This window comes from Cryobacterium sp. CG_9.6 (assembly GCF_029893365.1).
Lineage (GTDB): Bacteria > Actinomycetota > Actinomycetes > Actinomycetales > Microbacteriaceae > Cryobacterium.
This window is the reverse complement of the sequence record NZ_JARXUZ010000001.1, coordinates 2,271,879-2,290,574: the sequence shown is the minus strand read 5'-3', so window position 1 is coordinate 2,290,574 and position 18,696 is coordinate 2,271,879. Positions and strand designations below refer to the sequence as shown.

General features: G+C 63.1%; 16 protein-coding genes and 1 tRNA gene. 15 read left to right on the top strand and 2 right to left on the bottom strand.

What is annotated here, in order from left to right; genetic code table 11:
* Positions 1-71 precede the first annotated feature (71 nt).
* The 14 genes from obgE (at position 72) to treZ (ending at position 14,672) form a co-directional block, all read left to right on the top strand.
* Entirely contained in the window at positions 72-1,646 is a 1,575-nt protein-coding gene (obgE, locus tag H4V99_RS10570) for a GTPase ObgE (RefSeq protein WP_280678068.1), read from the top strand.
* Positions 1,647-1,648: 2 nt separating this feature from the next.
* Positions 1,649-2,455 carry a glutamate 5-kinase gene (proB, locus tag H4V99_RS10565; RefSeq protein ID WP_280678066.1) on the top strand — a complete coding sequence of 269 codons (807 nt, stop codon included), beginning with the start codon at positions 1,649-1,651 and terminating at the stop codon, positions 2,453-2,455.
* 111 nt (positions 2,456-2,566) lie between these two features.
* Positions 2,567-3,370, top strand: coding sequence for a glutamate 5-kinase (gene proB, locus H4V99_RS10560; RefSeq protein ID WP_280678064.1), 804 nt, complete (start codon positions 2,567-2,569; stop codon positions 3,368-3,370).
* Positions 3,371-3,379: 9 nt separating this feature from the next.
* Positions 3,380-4,648 (top strand): glutamate-5-semialdehyde dehydrogenase, encoded by a 1,269-nt coding sequence (locus H4V99_RS10555; protein WP_280678062.1) that lies wholly within the window; start codon positions 3,380-3,382, stop codon positions 4,646-4,648.
* A 63-nt stretch (positions 4,649-4,711) separates the two neighbouring features.
* Positions 4,712-4,948, top strand: a complete 237-nt coding sequence (locus H4V99_RS10550) for a hypothetical protein (RefSeq protein ID WP_280678060.1) — start codon at positions 4,712-4,714, stop codon at positions 4,946-4,948.
* 18 nt (positions 4,949-4,966) lie between these two features.
* Positions 4,967-5,569, top strand: coding sequence for a nicotinate-nucleotide adenylyltransferase (gene nadD, locus H4V99_RS10545; RefSeq protein ID WP_280680072.1), 603 nt, complete (start codon positions 4,967-4,969; stop codon positions 5,567-5,569).
* Complete coding sequence (locus tag H4V99_RS10540; protein ID WP_280678058.1) at positions 5,566-6,693, top strand: hypothetical protein; 1,128 nt, start codon at positions 5,566-5,568, stop codon at positions 6,691-6,693. The genes nadD and H4V99_RS10540 overlap by 4 nt, the downstream gene beginning before the upstream one ends.
* 72 nt (positions 6,694-6,765) lie before the next feature.
* Positions 6,766-7,224 (top strand): ribosome silencing factor, encoded by a 459-nt coding sequence (gene rsfS, locus H4V99_RS10535; RefSeq protein WP_280678056.1) that lies wholly within the window; start codon positions 6,766-6,768, stop codon positions 7,222-7,224.
* Between the two features lie 72 nt (positions 7,225-7,296).
* Positions 7,297-7,370: transfer RNA gene (locus tag H4V99_RS10530), tRNA-Ala, on the top strand.
* A gap of 73 nt (positions 7,371-7,443) precedes the next feature.
* A complete protein-coding gene (locus tag H4V99_RS10525; RefSeq protein WP_280678053.1) occupies positions 7,444-7,836 on the top strand; it encodes a YchJ family metal-binding protein in 393 nt (130 codons plus the stop codon).
* A gap of 47 nt (positions 7,837-7,883) precedes the next feature.
* A complete protein-coding gene (locus tag H4V99_RS10520; RefSeq protein ID WP_280678051.1) occupies positions 7,884-8,231 on the top strand; it encodes a TIGR02611 family protein in 348 nt (115 codons plus the stop codon).
* Between the two features lie 161 nt (positions 8,232-8,392).
* A complete protein-coding gene (gene glgX, locus H4V99_RS10515) occupies positions 8,393-10,612 on the top strand; it encodes a glycogen debranching protein GlgX (RefSeq protein ID WP_280678049.1) in 2,220 nt (739 codons plus the stop codon).
* A complete protein-coding gene (treY, locus tag H4V99_RS10510; RefSeq protein ID WP_280678047.1) occupies positions 10,609-12,915 on the top strand; it encodes a malto-oligosyltrehalose synthase in 2,307 nt (768 codons plus the stop codon). Before glgX ends, treY begins: the two co-directional genes overlap by 4 nt.
* Positions 12,915-14,672, top strand: coding sequence for a malto-oligosyltrehalose trehalohydrolase (gene treZ / locus H4V99_RS10505; protein ID WP_280678045.1), 1,758 nt, complete (start codon positions 12,915-12,917; stop codon positions 14,670-14,672). Before treY ends, treZ begins: the two co-directional genes overlap by 1 nt.
* Positions 14,673-14,912: 240 nt before the next feature.
* On the opposite strand, the gene H4V99_RS10500 is transcribed toward treZ, so the two are convergent.
* A complete protein-coding gene (locus tag H4V99_RS10500) occupies positions 14,913-15,554 on the bottom strand; it encodes a LysE family translocator (RefSeq protein ID WP_280678043.1) in 642 nt (213 codons plus the stop codon).
* Positions 15,555-15,717: 163 nt separating this feature from the next.
* Here H4V99_RS10500 and H4V99_RS10495 point away from each other — a divergent pair.
* Positions 15,718-16,901 (top strand): IS3 family transposase gene (locus tag H4V99_RS10495; protein ID WP_280676597.1). Its coding sequence is split into 2 segments (ribosomal slippage): positions 15,718-15,979 and positions 15,979-16,901, totalling 1,185 coding nucleotides; the frame shifts between segments, so codons are not numbered across the junction.
* Between the two features lie 140 nt (positions 16,902-17,041).
* On the opposite strand, the gene H4V99_RS10490 is transcribed toward H4V99_RS10495, so the two are convergent.
* Positions 17,042-18,508, bottom strand: coding sequence for an HNH endonuclease signature motif containing protein (locus tag H4V99_RS10490; protein WP_280678041.1), 1,467 nt, complete (start codon positions 18,506-18,508; stop codon positions 17,042-17,044).
* Between the last annotated feature and the right edge of the window lie 188 nt (positions 18,509-18,696).

Sequence of the window (18,696 nt, the reverse complement as noted above, 5' to 3'; positions counted from 1 at the left end):
ACGTAAAGGCGGGCCTCGGTCCGCCTTTACGTGTTTCTAGACATAAATATTTCGCCTGAAAGGGGCACTCCATGGCCACATTCGTTGACCACGTGACGCTGCATTTGCGAGCGGGTAACGGAGGAAACGGCTGTGTTTCTGTCAAGCGCGAAAAGTTCAAGCCGCTTGCCGGCCCTGACGGCGGCAACGGCGGCAGCGGTGGAGACCTCGTTCTCGTCGCTGACCCGGGCACCACAACGCTTCTCGGTTACCACCGTTCACCCCACCGCAGTTCCGACAATGGCGGACCCGGTATGGGTGACCACCGTAACGGTCACAACGGCGAGATTCGCGAGCTTCTCGTTCCCCTCGGCACGGTCGTCAAGGACGCGGAGGGTAACGAGCTCCTCGACATGAACGAGCCCGGCCTGCGCCTCGTCGTTGGTCCTGGCGGTCAGGGTGGACTCGGCAACGCCGCACTCGCCTCGACCAAGCGCAAAGCGCCCGGTTTTGCACTTCTCGGCACCCTCGGCTTCGAAGGTAGCGTCTACCTCGAGCTCAAGACCGTTGCCGACGTTGCCCTCGTGGGCTACCCCTCGGCCGGTAAGTCAAGCCTGATTGCGGCCATGTCGGCCGCACGGCCAAAGATTGCCGACTACCCCTTCACAACGCTGCACCCGAACCTCGGTGTCGTCGAGTCCGGTGAGTCCCGCTACACGATCGCGGACGTTCCCGGTCTGATTGAGGGCGCCAGTGAGGGCAAGGGCCTCGGCCTGGAGTTCCTCCGGCACGTGGAGCGCTGCACCGCGCTCCTGCACGTGCTCGACTGCGCCACGCTGGAGCCCGGACGCGACCCGCTGAGCGACCTTGATGTCATTCTGGGTGAGCTCGCCGCCTACCCGGTACCCGAGGGTCAGAAGCCGCTGCTCGAGCGCTCCCAGCTCATCGCACTGAACAAGATCGACGTCCCGGAGGGCCGCGAGCTCGCCGGCTTCGTGAAGGCTGATCTGGAAGCACGCGGTTACCGTGTCTTCGAGATCTCCAGCGTCACCCACGAGGGCCTGCGCCAGCTCAGCTTCGCACTGGCGGAAACGGTGGAGCAGGGGCGGATTGAAGCCGCCGCTGCCGAGGCCAAGAAGCCACGCATCATCATTCGCCCCAAGGCCGTGGACGACGGTGGCTTTGTGGTTCGGGTTGAGGGTGGATCCTTCGGCAACATTTATCGCATTCTCGGAGCCAAGCCGGAACGCTGGATTCAGCAGACCGACTTCACCAACGACGAGGCCATCGGCTTCCTCGCCGACCGGCTGGCGAAGCTCGGCGTGGAGAACGAACTGTACAAGGCCGGCGCCATTGCCGGCTCAACGGTGATCATCGGACCCGGTCACGGTGTTGTGTTCGACTGGGAGCCCACGCTCACCTCGACCGCCGAACTCATCACCGCCCCCCGCGGTACCGACACGCGCATCGACGAGCCGAAGCGACGCACGAGCAACCAGCGTCGTGAAGAGTACTTCGGTCGAATGGATGCCAAGGCATCCGCTCGCGCCGAAATGGTGCGTGAGCGTGAAGCCGGCATGTGGCAGACCGGTGAAGAAGAACAGAACGAAGACGTGCGCTCCGGAAGCACACCTGCAGAAAACGACGGCACAACGAAAGAGGATTAGCAGTGATTGGCTTAAAGCGCGACCAGGTCGCATCCGCGAAGAGAATCGTGGTCAAGGTGGGCTCCTCATCAATTAGTGGTGAGAATTCCGACCAGATCACTCCCCTCGTGGATGCCCTGGCAGAGGCCTACGGCCGAGGTACTGAAGTTGTTCTGATTTCATCGGGTGCGGTGGCCACCGGCATGCCGTTCCTGCAGCTAGACGAGCGTCCAGTGGACGTGGCAACGCAGCAAGCGGCGGCATCCGTTGGTCAGAATGTGCTGATTTTTCGCTACCAGGAGAGCCTGGACCGGTACGAGATCGCTGCCGGAACCGTGCTGCTCACCGAGGGCGACCTGCTCAACGAGCCGCACCGCAGTAACGCACGGCGGGCGCTCAACCGCCTGCTGGACCTGCGCATCCTTCCCGTGGTGAACGAAAACGACACGGTGGCGGTATTAGGACTGCGCTTCGGCAGCAACGACCGTCTCGCCGCTCTCGTATCGACGCTGATCAGCGCAGACCTGCTCGTGATGCTCAGCGACGTGGATGCCCTCTACACGAAGCCGCCGCACCTGCCCGGGGCCGAGAAGCTGGACGTTATCGCGGCAGATGATCCGCTCACCAACTTTGAGTTCTCCTCGAGCGGAGCCACCGGGGTGGGAACCGGCGGTGCAAGCACCAAGGTGATTGCTGCCCGGCTGGCCACGAACGCCGGTACCGCTGTGCTCGTGACCTCGACCGAGTTGGCTGCTGCCGCTCTGCGTGGTGAGCACGTGGGTACCTGGTTTGAACCCGTTGAGGGTGAAGACGAGCGGACTCTGCTCTAACTTTTCGTCAACAGTCGGAAGCGCTCACCCGAAATTGGGTGGGCGCTTCCGTTGTAAACTGCCCGAGGCAGCCCACAGCAGGTGTCTTGGCGCCGGGGAGGGCCGCACGCCGTGAATTCGCTGTCGCGCGAGAAGATCGCATCCGCTGGCCGCATTGTGGTGAAGGTGGGTTCGTCGTCAATCAGCGGCGAGAACGCCACACAAATCGGCCCCCTCGTTGACGCACTGGCCGCCGCACACGCCGGCGGCACGGAGGTCATTCTCGTCTCATCCGGCGCGATTGCCACCGGCATGCCGTACCTTCGGCTGAACGATCACCCCACCGACCTGGCCACGCAGCAGGCGGCGGCCTCCGTGGGTCAGAGTCTGCTGATCGCGCACTATCAGAACAGCCTGGATCGCTACGACATCGTGGCCGGTCAGGTGCTGCTCACCGCGGGTGACCTGGAAAATGCCACTCCGCGCAGCAACGCCCAGCGGGCCATGGATCGCCTGCTGGATTTGCGGATTCTGCCCATTGTGAACGAGAACGACACCGTGGCCACGCACGAGATCCGGTTTGGGGACAACGATCGTCTCGCAGCGCTCGTGGCCACGCTGTGCGGAGCCGACCTGCTGCTGCTGCTCAGCGACGTGGATGCGCTCTACACCCAGCCGCCGGAGGTGCCGGGTGCCGAACCCATTTCGCTAGTGGCCTACGGCGATCTGCTCCCTGGAATGACGTTCGGGTCCACGTCGGTCAATGGTGTGGGTACCGGGGGAGCGAGCACCAAGGTGATGGCGGCCCGGCTGGCCGCTGCCAGTGGCACTGCCGTGCTGGTGACGGCCACAACTCTGGCGGCCGAGGCCCTGCGCGGTGAACCGGTGGGCACCTGGTTCGAGCCCGCTGCGCCGCCGTTTCGCCGACTTTGGTAAACTAGACAGATGTTGCACCCCGTACTTCCCGATGTCCAGCTCACGCCCACCCTCGAAGACTCCCGTGCGGCGTCCATTGTTCTCGCGTCGGCTCCGACCGCGCTGAAGAACAAGGCGCTCGGTGCTATCGCCGAACGGCTGCGGGGAAGTGTCGATTCCATCCTCACCGCCAACCGCGCCGACCTCGCCGCCGGGGAGGCAAACGGCCTCACGGCTGGCCTGCTGGACCGGTTGTCGCTCGATGAATCCCGCGTCGCGTCACTCGCTGACGCCGTTACGCAGGTGGCTCTGCTTACCGATCCGGTGGGCGAGGTGGTGCGCGGCAGCACCATGCCCAACGCGATCAAGCTCAGTCAGGTACGCGTGCCGTTCGGCGTGATCGGCGTCATTTACGAAGCTCGCCCCAATGTGACCGTGGATCTGGCCGCACTGGCCCTCAAGAGCGGCAACGCCGTGGTGCTTCGTGGTGGCTCGGCCGCCGAGAACACAAACCGCGTTCTCGTGGCCCTCGTGCAGGACGCAATCGAGTCGGTGGGGCTTCCGCGGGAAGCCGTGCAAACCATTGATGCCTTCGGCCGCGCCGGGGCCACCGAGCTGATGAAGGCCCGTGGTTACGTGGACGTGCTGATTCCTCGGGGTAGCGCCAACCTGATCAAAACGGTCGTGACCGAGGCCAAGGTGCCCGTGATTGAGACCGGTTCCGGCGTTGTGCACATCTTCCTCGACGACTCGGCCAACGAGGCATGGGCCATCGATATTGTGCACAACTCCAAGGTGCAGCGCCCGAGCGTGTGTAACGCTCTGGAGACGCTGCTGGTGCATCGCACAGCGGCTGCCCGGGTGCTCCCCGGTGTGCTCGACAAGCTCACCGCCTCGGGTGTGACCATCCACGCTGACGCTCGCGTGCGTGCGCTGTACCCCGCGGCGGTGCCGGCCACCGAGGAAGACTGGAGCACCGAGTACATGAGCCTCGATGTATCGGTCGCGATCGTCGATTCCCTCGATGAGGCCATTGCTCACATTCGTCGCTACTCCACCGGGCACACCGAGTCGATCATCACCAACGACGTTGTCAATGCCGAACGATTCCTCAACGAGGTGGATTCGGCATCCGTTATGGTGAACGCCTCAACGCGCTTCACCGATGGTGCTGAGTTCGGATTTGGCGCCGAGGTGGGAATTTCCACCCAGAAGCTGCACGCTCGTGGCCCGATGGGGCTCACAGAGCTGACGAGTACCAAGTGGATCGTGCGCGGTTCAGGACAGGTGCGGGCCTAGGCCGCACTAGACTGATTCTGGTGGCGAAAGCCCTATTTTTTGTGCGTGTGAATTGGAGAACCCATGTCGTTTGTGACCGCTGTGCTGGCTAGCCCCCTAGTGACGTCCGCTTTTTCTGCTGAGGTGGAACACGTGGAACTGCCCTTTCCCCTGCTGGTGTACCCGGCCATCGCAGCCGTGCTGTTCCTGGGCCTGGGACTCGTGCTCTGGAGCTTCCGCGACGTGGCCAACCGCCACAGCGCCAAAGCAGCCGCGTACGCTCGGGCTAGTGGCGGCGCCATCGGTAGCGGCGAGCACTAGCCAGTTCGTTAGCCCGTGATGGAAGCAACGACGGAGCGTCGTCCGCGCATTGGCGTCATGGGCGGCACGTTCGACCCGATTCATCACGGGCACTTGGTGGCTGCAAGTGAGGTGGCACAGAGTTTCGACCTCGACGAGGTGATCTTCGTGCCCACCGGCGAACCCTGGCAGAAATCCGGGGTGACGCCGAGTGAGCACCGCTACCTCATGACCGTCATTGCCACGGCATCCAACCCGCGCTTTACGGTGAGCCGCGTGGACATCAACCGTCACGGACCCACGTATACGATCGACACCCTGCGCGATCTGCACACCGAGCGTCCCGATGCCGAGCTGTTCTTCATCACCGGTGCCGACGCGATCAGCCAGATTTTGGGCTGGAAAGACGTTCGAGAGCTGTGGGAACTGGCTCACTTTGTGGCTGTGAGTCGTCCGGGACATGAACTGAGTGTTTCGGGTTTGCCCAACCAAGACGTAAGCTTACTGGAGGTCCCGGCTCTGGCCATCTCGTCCACTGACTGCCGGGCACGGGTCAATCGGGGATTCCCGGTCTGGTATCTGGTCCCGGATGGGGTCGTCCAGTACATTTCTAAGCACCACCTGTATCGGAGCGTGGTATGACGTTGGGCAACAGCCAACCGCCACTGACCCGCCGGCAGGCCCGCGAGGCCGCCCTGGCACTCGAACAGCACTCCGGTGCCGCGCAGCCCCTGTCCAACGACATCGCGGCCGAGCCTGATGTCGTGCCGAACACAACGGCAACAAGCTCGGATGCTGTCGTCCCGTCTTCTGAATCGTCCGCACGCAAGCCGCGGCTCGGCCACAAGCGCCGTACTGACGCCGCGAAGGCGGATCAGTCGAAAGACTCCACTGCCCCAGCCGTTGTTGACCTCCCGGATACCGCGCGGCCCGACACGGCTCCCCCCATGACGTCATTCGCACCGCGTTCGGGCGGGTCGGGTGCGGCATCCGCTGTTCCACAACCGTCTCTGGATCTCACCGGTCGAACTCTGACGCGTCGGGAACTGCGGGCCCTCAATGCCGCGGAAGCCGCAGACGTCCTCGACTTTGAGTCGGAGGCGGCCAAGGACAAGATTGTTCCGCGCGACCGCGCGGTGAAGGCTCCCACCCCGTCGGTTTCGCCGTCGGCGGTCCGTGCGACCACCGCGGTGGCTGCAGCGGCGACTGCTGTGGCGACTGATGTGGTTGACGCTGAGGAAACCGTTTCTACCGACACCAACACCCTCAACCCCCCGGTGGGCCACTGGTCCATCGATAAGGGTGAGGATGAGGCGCCAGCAGCACTGCCTCTGCAATCTCTCGATGATCTGATGTCTCTGGGCGTGGGCGCGGGCGGAATTCCCACCACGACGAACGCGTTGATCCTGCCCTCGATTCCGAATCAGGGCACGAGCAGTGGACCATTTTCGAATACCGGTGAGATTCTCATCACGGGTTCCTTCGATTTGCCACGCAGCCTCGGCGAGACTGGACAGCACCCCAATCACTTCGATTCGTCCGACGTCGATCAGATGAATGAGCCACTTGACGACATCGGACTCACCGACAATGCGCCGGTGAGCGCCAGTCGGGCCATCAGCACACACGCATCAACGCGTAACGTGATGACGCCTCCCAAGAAGGGCGGCGTGACGCTACCGGTTGTTTTGGTCGTGTCGACTGCAGCTCTTGCCGTGAGTGTGTCGGCGCTATTATTCGTTGGACATCTGCTTCAAATCTTTTAGATCTTTTCCTACCTTTTCCGTTCATATCGATTTCTGTTTCATCAAGACGTCTCAAATTCAAGGATTTATTCAATGACCGCAACTGCCCACTCTCGCGAACTGCTCAAGATAGCTGTCGCCGCTGCCGAGTCGAAGGCCGGTGAAAACCTGATCGCGTTGGACGTGTCCAACCCGCTTCCGCTCGCCGACATCTTCTTCATCGTCACGGGGCGTTCAGAGCGCAACGTGGTTGCGATTGCCGGTGAGATTGAAGATCAGCTCATTGAGGCCGGACACAAGCCGCTGCGTCGCGAAGGACGCGTTGCTGGGCGTTGGGTGCTCGTTGACTTCGGCGACCTTGTTGTGCATGTTTTCCACGAGGAAGAGCGCGAGTACTACGCACTCGAGCGCCTGTGGAAGGACTGCCCGGTGATTCCGCTTGAGTTGACGTCTGGTTCATCCGCTGCAGCTGTTGCGGCCACCGATAATGCTGAGGCACCTGAGGTCGGCGAAGATTCTGAAGTTAGTGAGAAGTCAGAGATAAACGACTAGTTCGGTTTCGCGTCTGCTGTTTTATGCAGTAGTCTAAACAAGTTGTTTCGGGGCAAACCGAAACAGCGAAATGGGTCCGTGGCGCAGCCTGGTAGCGCACCTGCATGGCATGCAGGGGGTCAGGGGTTCGAATCCCCTCGGATCCACAATTGAAAGAAAACCCCGACCTGGTCGGGGTTTTCTTTGTTTAACGTCTCGGGAAATAAGGGGTGGTTCACGATGTCGTCTCCGTCTGTATCCGATCGGTGTCCCTGCAACAGCGGGTTGACCTATCCGGAGTGCTGCAACCGGTATCACCGCGGTGATGTGGGCGCGCCCACGGCGGAGCAGCTCATGGGTTCGCGATACTCGGCCTTTGCGGTGGGTGACGCTGCGTACCTGCTGGCCACGTGGCATCCGCTCACCGCACCCGCCACTCTCACCCTCGAGGCGGGGATGGTCTGGACACGCCTCGTAATTGACGCAACGAGTGGCGGCGGTCCCTTCGAGCGGGAAGGTGTCGTGGAATTCACGGCTCACTATCGGTTACACGGCGAACGCGGTAGCCAGCACGAGACGAGCCGTTTTGTGCGGGATGCTCGGGTGTGGTTATACGTGGATGGCGTTGAGTAGCACCGGAGCCCGGTCAATTTCCCAGCTGCGCCTCCTAGGTTAAGCACATGACTGACATTCTCGCGAGGGAAATCGAGACCGGTAGCGACCCCAACCACCCGGTTCGGGCCATACTGCGGCGCTGTCGGGCGTGGGTGGAACGTCACCCCCGCGTGCGCTGGGCCTACCGTCTCGCCCTCGGAGTTCTCGGAGTGGTGGTCGTGCTCATCGGTGTGTTGCTGATACCGCTTCCCGGACCCGGCTGGCTGATTGTGTTTCTCGGAATCGCCATCCTCGGCACCGAATTTCCTGCCGCACACCGGCTGGGTCTCTTTCTGAGGCGTGTTCTCGAACGTGCCCTGTCCTGGTGGCGGGCCCGGCGTGCGGCTCGAAAGCAGTCCGCACAGCAGAGTTAGCCCTGGTTCTGACACAGAAGTCAGGGACAGGTTTCACAGTGACGGAGTGATCTTCTGCGACCCATTTGGGTGTCATGGGCCAGCGATCGGGCACGGTATGGGCTAGCGTACTGAGAGGGCATCTGGCATGCCCCTCGTCCGATTCCATTTCGAGGAGCCTCATGGATACCTGGCCCGGAACTCCCTATCCGCTCGGTGCAACATTCGACGGTAGTGGTACAAACTTTGCCCTCTTCAGTGAGGCAGCCACCCGCGTCGAGCTGTGCCTCTTTGATGAGGATGGCGAACAGGTGCGCGTGGAGACACGGGTGGAAATTCGCGAGTCCTCCGCCTACATCTGGCACTGTTACCTTCCCCTGGTGCAGCCAGGTCAGCTGTATGGGTATCGCGTGTACGGGGATGGTGACTCCTCCGCGGGCAACCGGGCCAATCCCAACAAGCTTCTTCTTGATCCCTACGCCAAGGCAACCTGTGGGGCCATCGACTGGGATCAGTCGCTGTACTCGTACAACTTCGGTGACCCCGAGTCGCGCAATGATGAAGACTCCGCCCCGCACATGATGCTCGGAGTTGTCGTCAACCCGTTCTTCGACTGGGCGGGGGATCGGCCCCTTCGCACTCCGTACAGCGAGTCCCTCATCTACGAGGCACACGTGAAGGGTCTCACCCAGCTGCAGGAAGCCGTGCCGGAATCGCAGCGCGGAACCTATGCGGGCGTCGCGCATCCGTCCGTCGTGGACCACCTGCAGAAGCTGGGTGTCACCGCGGTGGAACTCATGCCGGTGCACCAGTTTGTGAACGACAGCACCCTGATGGAGAAGGGCCTCAACAACTATTGGGGTTACAACACCATCGGTTTCTTCGCCCCGCACAATACGTACTCCTCCACCGGGGATCTGGGACAGCAGGTACAGGAATTCAAGGGCATGGTGCGGAGCCTGCACGCCGCCGGCATCGAGGTGATTCTCGATGTTGTGTACAACCACACGGCGGAGGGGAACCATCTCGGCCCGACACTCTCGTTCAAGGGCATCGACAACGAGGCCTATTACCGGGTGATGGATGACGACAAGCGCTATTACATGGATTACACCGGCACCGGAAACACCCTCAATGTGCGGCACCCGCACGTGCTGCAGCTCATTATGGACTCGTTGCGGTACTGGGTGCTTGAGATGCATGTCGACGGATTTCGGTTCGACCTCGCCTCGGCGCTGGCCCGCGACCTGTACGACGTGGACAAACTGTCCACCTTCTTTGAGCTCGTGCAGCAGGACCCGATTGTGTCTCAGGTGAAGCTCATCGCCGAGCCCTGGGACGTTGGCCCCGGCGGCTACCAGGTGGGTAACTTTCCGTCGCAGTGGTCGGAGTGGAACGGTAAGTATCGGGACACGGTGCGCGACTTCTGGCGCGGAGAGCCCTCGACCCTGGGCGAATTTGCCAGCCGGATTGCCGGCTCCTCCGACCTCTACGAGCACTCGGGGCGTCGCCCGGTGGCCTCGGTGAACTTCGTCACAGCCCACGACGGATTCACGCTGGCCGACCTGGTGTCGTACAACGAGAAGCACAACGACGCAAACGGTGAAGACAACAACGACGGTGAGTCGCACAACCGGTCCTGGAACTCGGGGGAGGAGGGGCCCACGAGCGACCCCGACATCCTCGCCCTCCGAGCGAAACAACACCGCAACTTTCTGGCCACCCTCCTGCTCTCGCAGGGCGTTCCCATGCTGTTGCACGGCGATGAACTGGGCCGCACGCAGAGTGGAAATAACAATTCGTATGCGCAGGACTCGGAGCTGTCCTGGATTCACTGGGACGAAGCGGACCAGCCACTCATTGAATTCACGGCCGCGATTTCGCGCCTGCGGCGAGACCATCCCACGTTTCGCCGGAGCCGCTTCTTCAGCGGTCGCCCGGGCAAACGCGGCGTGGGCGATTCCCTCCCCGACATCGTCTGGCTGGGCGCCGACGGCACCGAGATGGCGGAAGAGGACTGGGACAAGACGGGCACCCGATTGGTGGCCAAATTCCTCAATGGAAGCGGAATTCGAGAGCGCGATTCTCGCGGCCACGAGATCTCTGATGTGAACTTCATCCTCTGCTTCAACGCAGATTCCGACGAGGTGGATTTCACCCTTCCCCCCGAGGAATTTGGGGCCGAGTGGGAGATCGTCGTCGACACCGCCGGCGAGGGCGCCGACGACGTGCCACGCCCGGCGGGGGCGGTCCAAACGATTGCATCCCGTTCTCTGGTGGTCTTTCGGGCCTACACGGCGCCCGTCGCTGCCCCCGACCATTCCGTGGCCGCCTCTCTCGCCGGTCTCACCGGCACCATTACGCTTCCGGCGCAGGCCACCAGGTCCGGTGGTCTGCGGTGATCGTGCCGGTTTCGACCTACCGGCTGCAGATTCGTGAAGCGTTCGACCTGACTGCTGCTGCGGAGACCGCCGATTACATTTGGCGTCTCGGCGCCGATTGGCTCTATCTCTCGCCCCTGCTCAAGGCGGAGGCCGGATCTGACCACGGTTACGACGTGGTGGATCATTCTCAGATTGACCCGGCACGCGGCGGCGCGGACGGACTCGACCGGCTCGCCGCCGTCGTGGCCGGGGCCGGTCGCGGACTGCTCGTTGACATTGTGCCCAACCACATGGGAGTGGCCACGCCGGCACAGAACGCCTGGTGGTGGGACCTGCTCGGCAAGGGGAAGACGTCACGGTACGCTGACGCCTTTGATGTGGAGTGGCAGAGCGCCAACGGAAAGATTCGGTTGCCGGTGCTCGGCGATGCGGCCGATGAACTGGATCACCTCGAAATCGTGGGTGATGAGTTGGTGTACTCTGATCATCGCTTTCCACTGGCCGAGGGAAGTGCGGCGGATGGCGCATCCGTTTCAACCGTTTACGGGCGGCAGCACTATGAACTCGTGAACTGGCGCCGAGCCGATGCCGAGCTGAACTACCGTCGATTCTTTGCGGTGAACAGCCTGGCCGGGCTGCGGGTGGAGGTGCCGTGGGTGTTTGATGAGTCCCACGCCGAGATTGTGCGCTGGGTGCGCGCGGGCCTCGTGCAGGGTTTGCGAGTGGACCACCCCGATGGTCTCGCTCACCCCGGCGAATACCTTGACCGCCTTCGCGAGGCCACCGGCGAGGCGTACGTGCTGGTGGAGAAGATTCTCGAAGGTCCGGAACAACTCCCCGCGAACTGGGCCACGAGCGGAACGTCCGGGTATGACGGGCTCGCAGATGTCGACCGGGTCCTCGTGGATCCCCGGAGTCAGGCACCCCTGGACGCACTTGAGGCCCGGCTTCAGGGCCGTCATGATGTGTCCTGGACCGATCTCGTGCACGAGAATAAGCGGGCAATTGCCGATGGGATTCTGCGCTCGGAGGTGTTGCGGCTGACGCGACTGGTGAGCGTTTCGGAGGTTGCCGGGGACGTCACAGCGGATGCCATCGCCGAGCTGCTCTCCTGCTTTCCGGTGTACCGCTCCTACCTGCCGCTCCGCGGCGCGCACGTGGCCGAGGCCGCGCAGCTCGCGGCCGGGCGCCGCCCCGACCTGTCGGTGGAGATCAACCGATTGGTGAGCGTGTTCGGTGAGGCGGGGCATCCGTTCACGGTGCGGTTTCAGCAAACGTCGGGCATGGTGATGGCCAAGGGTGTGGAGGACACGGCCTATTACCGTTTCACCCGCCTGACGTCCCTTAATGAGGTGGGCGCTGACCCGAGCGAATTCTCGATCTCGGCCGAGGAGTTTCATCACCGGCAGCAGGCGCGACAGGCGGCGTTCCCGGCTTCGATGACCACCCTCTCCACCCACGACACGAAACGCGGCGAGGATGTTCGGGCGCGCATCAGCGTGCTTGCCGAGGTTCCGGGGGAGTGGGAGCGTGCGCTGGGCGAATTCCGAGCCGCTGCGCCCCTCGGTGATGCCCCGTTCGAGAATCTGCTCTGGCAGGCGATTGTGGGTGCCTGGCCGCTCTCGCCCGAGCGCCTCGGTGCCTACGCCGAGAAGGCGGCGCGGGAGGCCGGCACGTCCACAACGTGGACCGCCCCCAACCCACAGTTTGAGGCGGCACTGCACCGGCTGGTCGCCGCCACCGCTGACGCGCCGCTCGGCGACCTCATCACGGCGTTTGTCGCGCGGGTGCGTGCGGCGGGGTGGAGCAACTCCCTCTCGGCCAAGCTGGTGCAGCTGATGGCGCCCGGGGTGCCCGACGTGTATCAGGGCAGCGAACTGTGGGAGATGTCGCTGGTTGACCCCGACAACCGGCGCGCGGTTGATTTTGACCTCCGCCGCGGATACCTTGACCGCATTGAGAGCGGATGGCTGCCGCCGGTTGACGAGACGGGCGCGGCCAAGCTCCTGGTCACCACCCGGGCCCTGCGTCTTCGTCGGGACCGCCCCGAGCTGTTCCGCCGATACGTTCCCGTCGTGGCACTCGGCGCCGCTGCCGAGCACGCCATCGCCTTCGACCGGGGCGGGGCGGTCACGGTCGCCACCCGGCTCCCCGTGGCCCTCGCGGCTACGAATGGGTGGGGTGACAGTACCGTCATTCTGGAAGCGCGACCGTATGTGAACGTTCTGACCGGCGAACGCGTCTCTGGCGGCGCGGTGCGCCTGGCTGACCTCCTTGCCCGCTATCCGGTTGCGCTGCTCGCGGCCGAAAGGATCCACTGATGATCGACCACAGATTCACCGTCTGGGCGCCCACCGCAACGCAGGTGCACCTCGTCTTGAGCGACGCCACCGGGCAGACCGAGCACGAGATGCGCCGCGGAGACGACGACTGGTGGCGACCTGCAGCCGGCCTGACGACATCCGCTGTGGATTATGGCTTTCGAGTGGATGGCCGTGGTCCCTTTCCCGACCCGCGGTCCCGGCAGCAGCCCTCCGGCGTGCACGGTCTGTCGCGACTCGTTGACACCGGCGACCACGTGTGGGCCGACACGGCCTGGACCGGTCGACAGCTGGCGGGCAGCACCATTTACGAGCTGCATATCGGTACTTTCACGCCCGAGGGAACCCTGGATTCCGCCATTGCCCGGCTGCCGCACCTCGCGTCGATTGGCGTGGACTTCGTGGAGGTGCTGCCGGTGAACGCGTTCAATGGCACGCATAACTGGGGCTATGACGGTGTTCTCTGGTACGCGGTGCACGAGGGCTACGGTGGCCCGGCCGCATACCAGCGCTTCGTCGATGCCTGCCACGACGCCAACATGGGTGTCATTCAAGATGTCGTGTACAACCATCTCGGCCCCAGCGGCAACTACCTGCCGCAGTTTGCACCGTACCTGAGCGAGGCCGCGGGCAACACCTGGGGAGCTTCGCTCAACCTTGATGGGCACAATTCTGAGCCTGTGCGCCGCTACATCATCGACAACGCCCTCATGTGGTTGCAGGACTATCACGTGGATGGCCTGCGACTGGATGCCGTGCACGCGCTGCGCGACAGCCGTGCCACTCACGTCCTCGAGGAGCTTGCGCTGGAGGTCTCCGTCTTGAGCGCCGCGGTGGGGCGTCCGCTCACCCTCATTGCCGAGTCCGACCTCAATGACCCGCGTCTCATCACGTCGCGGGAGGCCGGTGGGTACGGTCTCGATGCGCAGTGGAGTGACGACTTTCACCATGCCGTGCATGTGGCTCTCACCGTCGAGACCACGGGGTATTACGCCGACTTCGAACCGCTCGGCGCGCTCGCCAAGGTGCTCACGGTGGGCTTTATGCATGACGGGACCTTTTCGAGCTTTCGCGACCGACACCACGGACGGCGCATCGACACCGAGCGCATGCCCACGTCACGGCTCGTTGTTGCCTCCCAGAATCATGACCAGATTGGCAACCGTGCCATCGGTGATCGACTCACCGCTCACCTTGATACCGGGCAATTGGCCATTGCTGCGGCGCTCACGCTGCTGGGGCCGTACACACCCATGCTGTTCATGGGTGAGGAGTGGGCCGCCGGTACGCCCTGGCAGTTCTTCACATCCCACCCGGCGCCGGAACTCGGAATGGCCACCGCCACTGGCCGAATCGCGGAATTTGCCCGCATGGGCTGGGACCCGAGCGTTGTGCCGGACCCGCAAGATCCGGCCACCTTTGAGCGGTCCAAACTGGACTGGTCCGAGATCGATCAGCCGCAGCACGCCTGCATGCTGAGGTTCTACAGAGAGCTTGCCGCCCTGCGTCATTCCAACGCCGACGTGACCGACCCACGTTTTAGCAGCACCACCGTGGACTATGACGAGACGGATGCCTGGCTGCGGCTCCGACGCGGCCGGACGCAAATCCTGATCAACTTCGCACCCGTTGCGCAGCTGTTGCCGGCGACAGCGGGCGAGGTTCTGCTGTCCTTCGCCACCGATGGTCATCCCGTGGTGCGCACGCAGGCGGATTCCATCCTGCTGGCGCCCCACGCCGTCGTGGTGGTGCGCTAGCCTCGCCTCACTGGTCGAGGAGCCGGCACGCTTTTCGCCGGCGTCTCGAGACCTCGTCAGCCAGCTTCGCCTCGAAAATAGGTGGCCGCTACGGTAACGGGCGTAGCGCCCACCGATCTCGGGTGCGCCCACCGAAACAGGGCGCTTTCACGGAGGCACGGCGCCCGTGCGGGGAGTCCACGAGCTGCGATTTAAGCCGCTGCAACGGTAACTGAAACGCGGTCACACGCGGACGGAAAATTACCCGGTAGCTCCGGATGCAATGACGCCCACTCCGAGAACGGCCATGATTGCGCTGCTGGAGTTTTCCACGGCCGCGTTGACCTTGGGTCGACGTAGCCACGACATGGCCTTGGCTGCGATAACCGCGATGATGGCGAGGTAGGCAAAGGCAATGACGGATTCGATGACCCCCAGAATCAGAGCCGTTGCCATGGTGTCCCCGCCCGGCGGGATGAACTGCGGCACGATCGCCAGGTAAAACAGACCCACCTTGGGATTGAGCATCGTAGACAGGGCGCCAGCGCTCAGCCCGGCGGGTAGGGAATAGCGCACGCGCAATTCCTGGCCAGGAGTTTCACGTGCACGTTTTGTGGACGTGCGGCTTTTCATGAACGAAGAAATGCCAAGGTAGAGCAAGTACAAGCCGCCCGCAATCTTCAGCCAGCGGAAAACCTCAGCGGACTGCTCCATGATGGCTGCCAGGCCGAGGCCCACGAGCACTGCCCACAGCAGCGATGCGCCTGCGGAACCCACGGCGGCTGCGATGCCAGCGCCCGCGCGGTTCAGCGCGATTCGCAGCACCAGGAATGTGTCGGGCCCCGGGGTTACCGACAGCAGGAGGCACAAGCCAGCAAACGCGGCGAGCGAAGCAAAGGTCATGTCCTTGAGTATCCCGCATTCACTGCGGTTCTGAGCAGTGTTTGAGTGTGGGGCTGTCCGTGTGAGGCTGGCCGTGTGTACCGAGGTGGAGGTGTGAGCTGCCGCGGATATCTCGGACAGCGGGCCCTCTTAAAATGAGAGTTCACTGAAAGTAGAGATCAGCATGGCCGCAGCACGTAGGCGTTTCACCCAAGAGTTCAAAGACGAGCTGTGCCGCGAGGTGATCAATACCTCCAAACCGATCAAGGACGTCGCCACCGCATACGGCGTCGGGCCCGAGACGCTCCGGAACTGGCTCAACAAATACCGCGAGGCCAACGGCGGCACCGAAGCGGACCTGACAGTGTCGGAACGGGCCCGTCTGAAGGAACTCGAGCGGGAAGTTCAAGAGCTGCGGGCGGAGACCGCTTTCTTGAAAAAAGCCAGCGCTTACTTCGCGCGGGAGCAGCGGTAGTGAGCAAGTACGAGTACATCGACTCCCAAAATTCTGAGCCCACCAACCGGAATTCGGTGGTGAAAATGTGCCTCTGGCTGGCCGTGTCAACGTCCGGTTTCTACCACTGGGCGATCCGGCCGCAGTCCGCGACCGCGGCCCGGCGAGAGGCCCTGATCGCGCGGATTCAACACTTCTTCGAGGAGTCCGACGGCACCTACGGATACCGCCGAATCCACGCCGACCTCGCCGCGGAGCAGACCGAGTGCTCGCCCGAACTGGTGCGGCAGCTTATGCGCCAGATTGGCCTCGTAGCCTGCCAACCACGGCCTTTCCGCATCACTACCGAAGCCGATGCCGAAGCGGCCGCCAACATGCCCGACCTCGTCAAACGCGACTTCACCGCCGACCGCCCCGGGGTGAAGTTCGTCGGCGATATTACCTACATCCATACCTGGCAAGGATTCATCTATCTGGCCACCGTCATCGACTGCTATTCCAAGAAGGTTGTCGGCTGGTCCATCGCCGATCACATGCGCACCGAGCTCGTCGCCGACGCCCTCCGCAACGCCGCTGCGACGACCGTGATCGAGGCCGACGCGATCTGGCATTCCGACCGCGGCAGCGTCTATACCTCGGCCGAATTTCGGGCTCTCGTGTCCGGCCTGGGGATGCGTTCCTCCATGGGCCGCACCGGCGTGTGTTGGGACAACAGCATGGCGGAAAGTTTCTTCTCGATGCTCAAGAATGAGCGTGTTTATCGCACCGCTTACGCCACGAAATCACAAGCTCGCAGCGACGTCATTCGCTACATCGAAGGGTTTTACAACAGCCGACGCCGGCACTCAGCTCTTGGTTACCGCAGGCCTAATGAAGTCCACTATGGTTATCAGCAGCCAGCATTGGCAGCGTAGAAGAATCCACTAATTCCGCTGTCCGAAATGCCCGCGGCAGCTCAGTGCGGGGTAAAAGTCTCTCCGGGCGTTAACGCCCGGAGCTGCTCAGTCTTCTAGAAGGTTCTGCTGGCCTTGAGTTCTCCTTGGGTCTCCCGTCTTTAGAAGGGGGCGTTGGTGGGGAAGGTGATGGGTTGGGTCCAGGGGTTGAGGTAGGGCGCCTTTTCTGGGGGTGGGGTGAGTTCTGGCGGGAGGACCGGGGGGCGGAGCCTGCTGGCGGGGTGGGTGGCGTAGTGTTTGCCGGCGGGGCTGGTCCAGGTGAGGGTGCCGGTGGTGTCTTGGGTGACGTTCCACCCGGTTTCGTGTTTGATTTTGTGGCTTCGTCGGCAGAGGGCGGCGAGGTTGGTGAAGGTGGTATCGCCGCCGTGTTGCCAGGCGAGGGTGTGGTCCATGTCGCAGTGCCGGGCGCTTTTGTTGCAGCCCACGAAGCGGCATGTTTCGTCGCGTACTTCGAGGTAGCGGCGCAGGGCTGCCGGAACACGGTAGGTGTCTTTGCCGAAGGAGAGCACGGCACCGGTTTCGGGGTGGATGAGGAGGCGGTGAAACCCGGTGGCGGTGCCGGCGATGCGGCGGGCCGTGTCGGGGTCGATGGGTCCGAACCCTTCGAGCATCGCCGGTTCGTTTCCTTTGCCCATGAGGGTGAGTACGGGCACGGTGACGTAAACGTTGCCGGTGATGCCAGCACCGAGACCGGTTTCGGTGACGCCTTTCAGGAGCAGGTCAACGGCCACGTCGCAGCGTAACTGGGTGAGGGTGCGGTCTTCGTCGGTGGTTTGCAGGCTGCGGGCGAGGGTGTCGATGCGGTCGTTGATGGCGGCCGCATCGTCGTTGGAGAGGGTGAGGTCAAGGTAGGCCATGGCGTCCCGGGCGGGTTGCACGTGCAGGCACCGATCGGTCAGGGCTGTTCGGTGCCGGGCGCGGATACTGTCGGGGTGGGTGAGTTCGCGCACGGTGATGGCTTTTTTCTTTAGTTGCGGGACGGTGAGCGTGGCGGCGTTGGTGAGGACCTCCGTTTCGTAGTCGCCGTGCGACGCATCGGGCAAGGAGAGAGCGTTGTCGATGATTACCTGCGCGTGACGGTAGCTGATGTCTCCCGCCTGCAGGGCCCGGCGGGTACCGGGCAGAGTGTTTTGTAACACCTCACTTTCGGTAAGGAGGTTGCGGGCGGAACCTTCCGAGATGGTCAGTAACGCCGCCAGTTCCGCCACGAACCCCTCATGCGCTGCGGTGGCATCAGACCACTGAAATTCGCTGAGGTCGTGCGAGCCGTTCGGGCGACCGGTCTGCGCGGTACTGGTGGTCCACAGGTGCGCGCCAGCAATGACAGTGGCACGGGCGGCATGAGCGGAGTTGATGAGGCGGTCAAAGGCCGTGATGCTCTCCAGCAGAATGTTCTGACCCTTATCAATCACCCGCCTCACCCGCGGCACGTCACAGGGCCGAATGTCACCGGTGGTGATCGCCAACTGACCAGGGATCGGCAAACTGGGGATGGTTGGTGCTGGTGGGTCGGGCGGGACAAGTCCCGCGGCATCCTCCTCTGGAGGCACTTCGTCGTTGTTCTCCATAACCCAAGTCAAGCAGGCACCACCGACATTCATGAGAACACCTCATGTACCGATCAGCGGATGCGACGGGAGCGTATCGAGGTCGGCTCGCGGGGTCTCGACAGGCTCGACCAGCGAAAATGGGGGCGTTCCTGAGGTCGGCTCGCGAGGTGTCGACCAGCGAAAAGGGGTGCGCGTCTCGAGGTTGA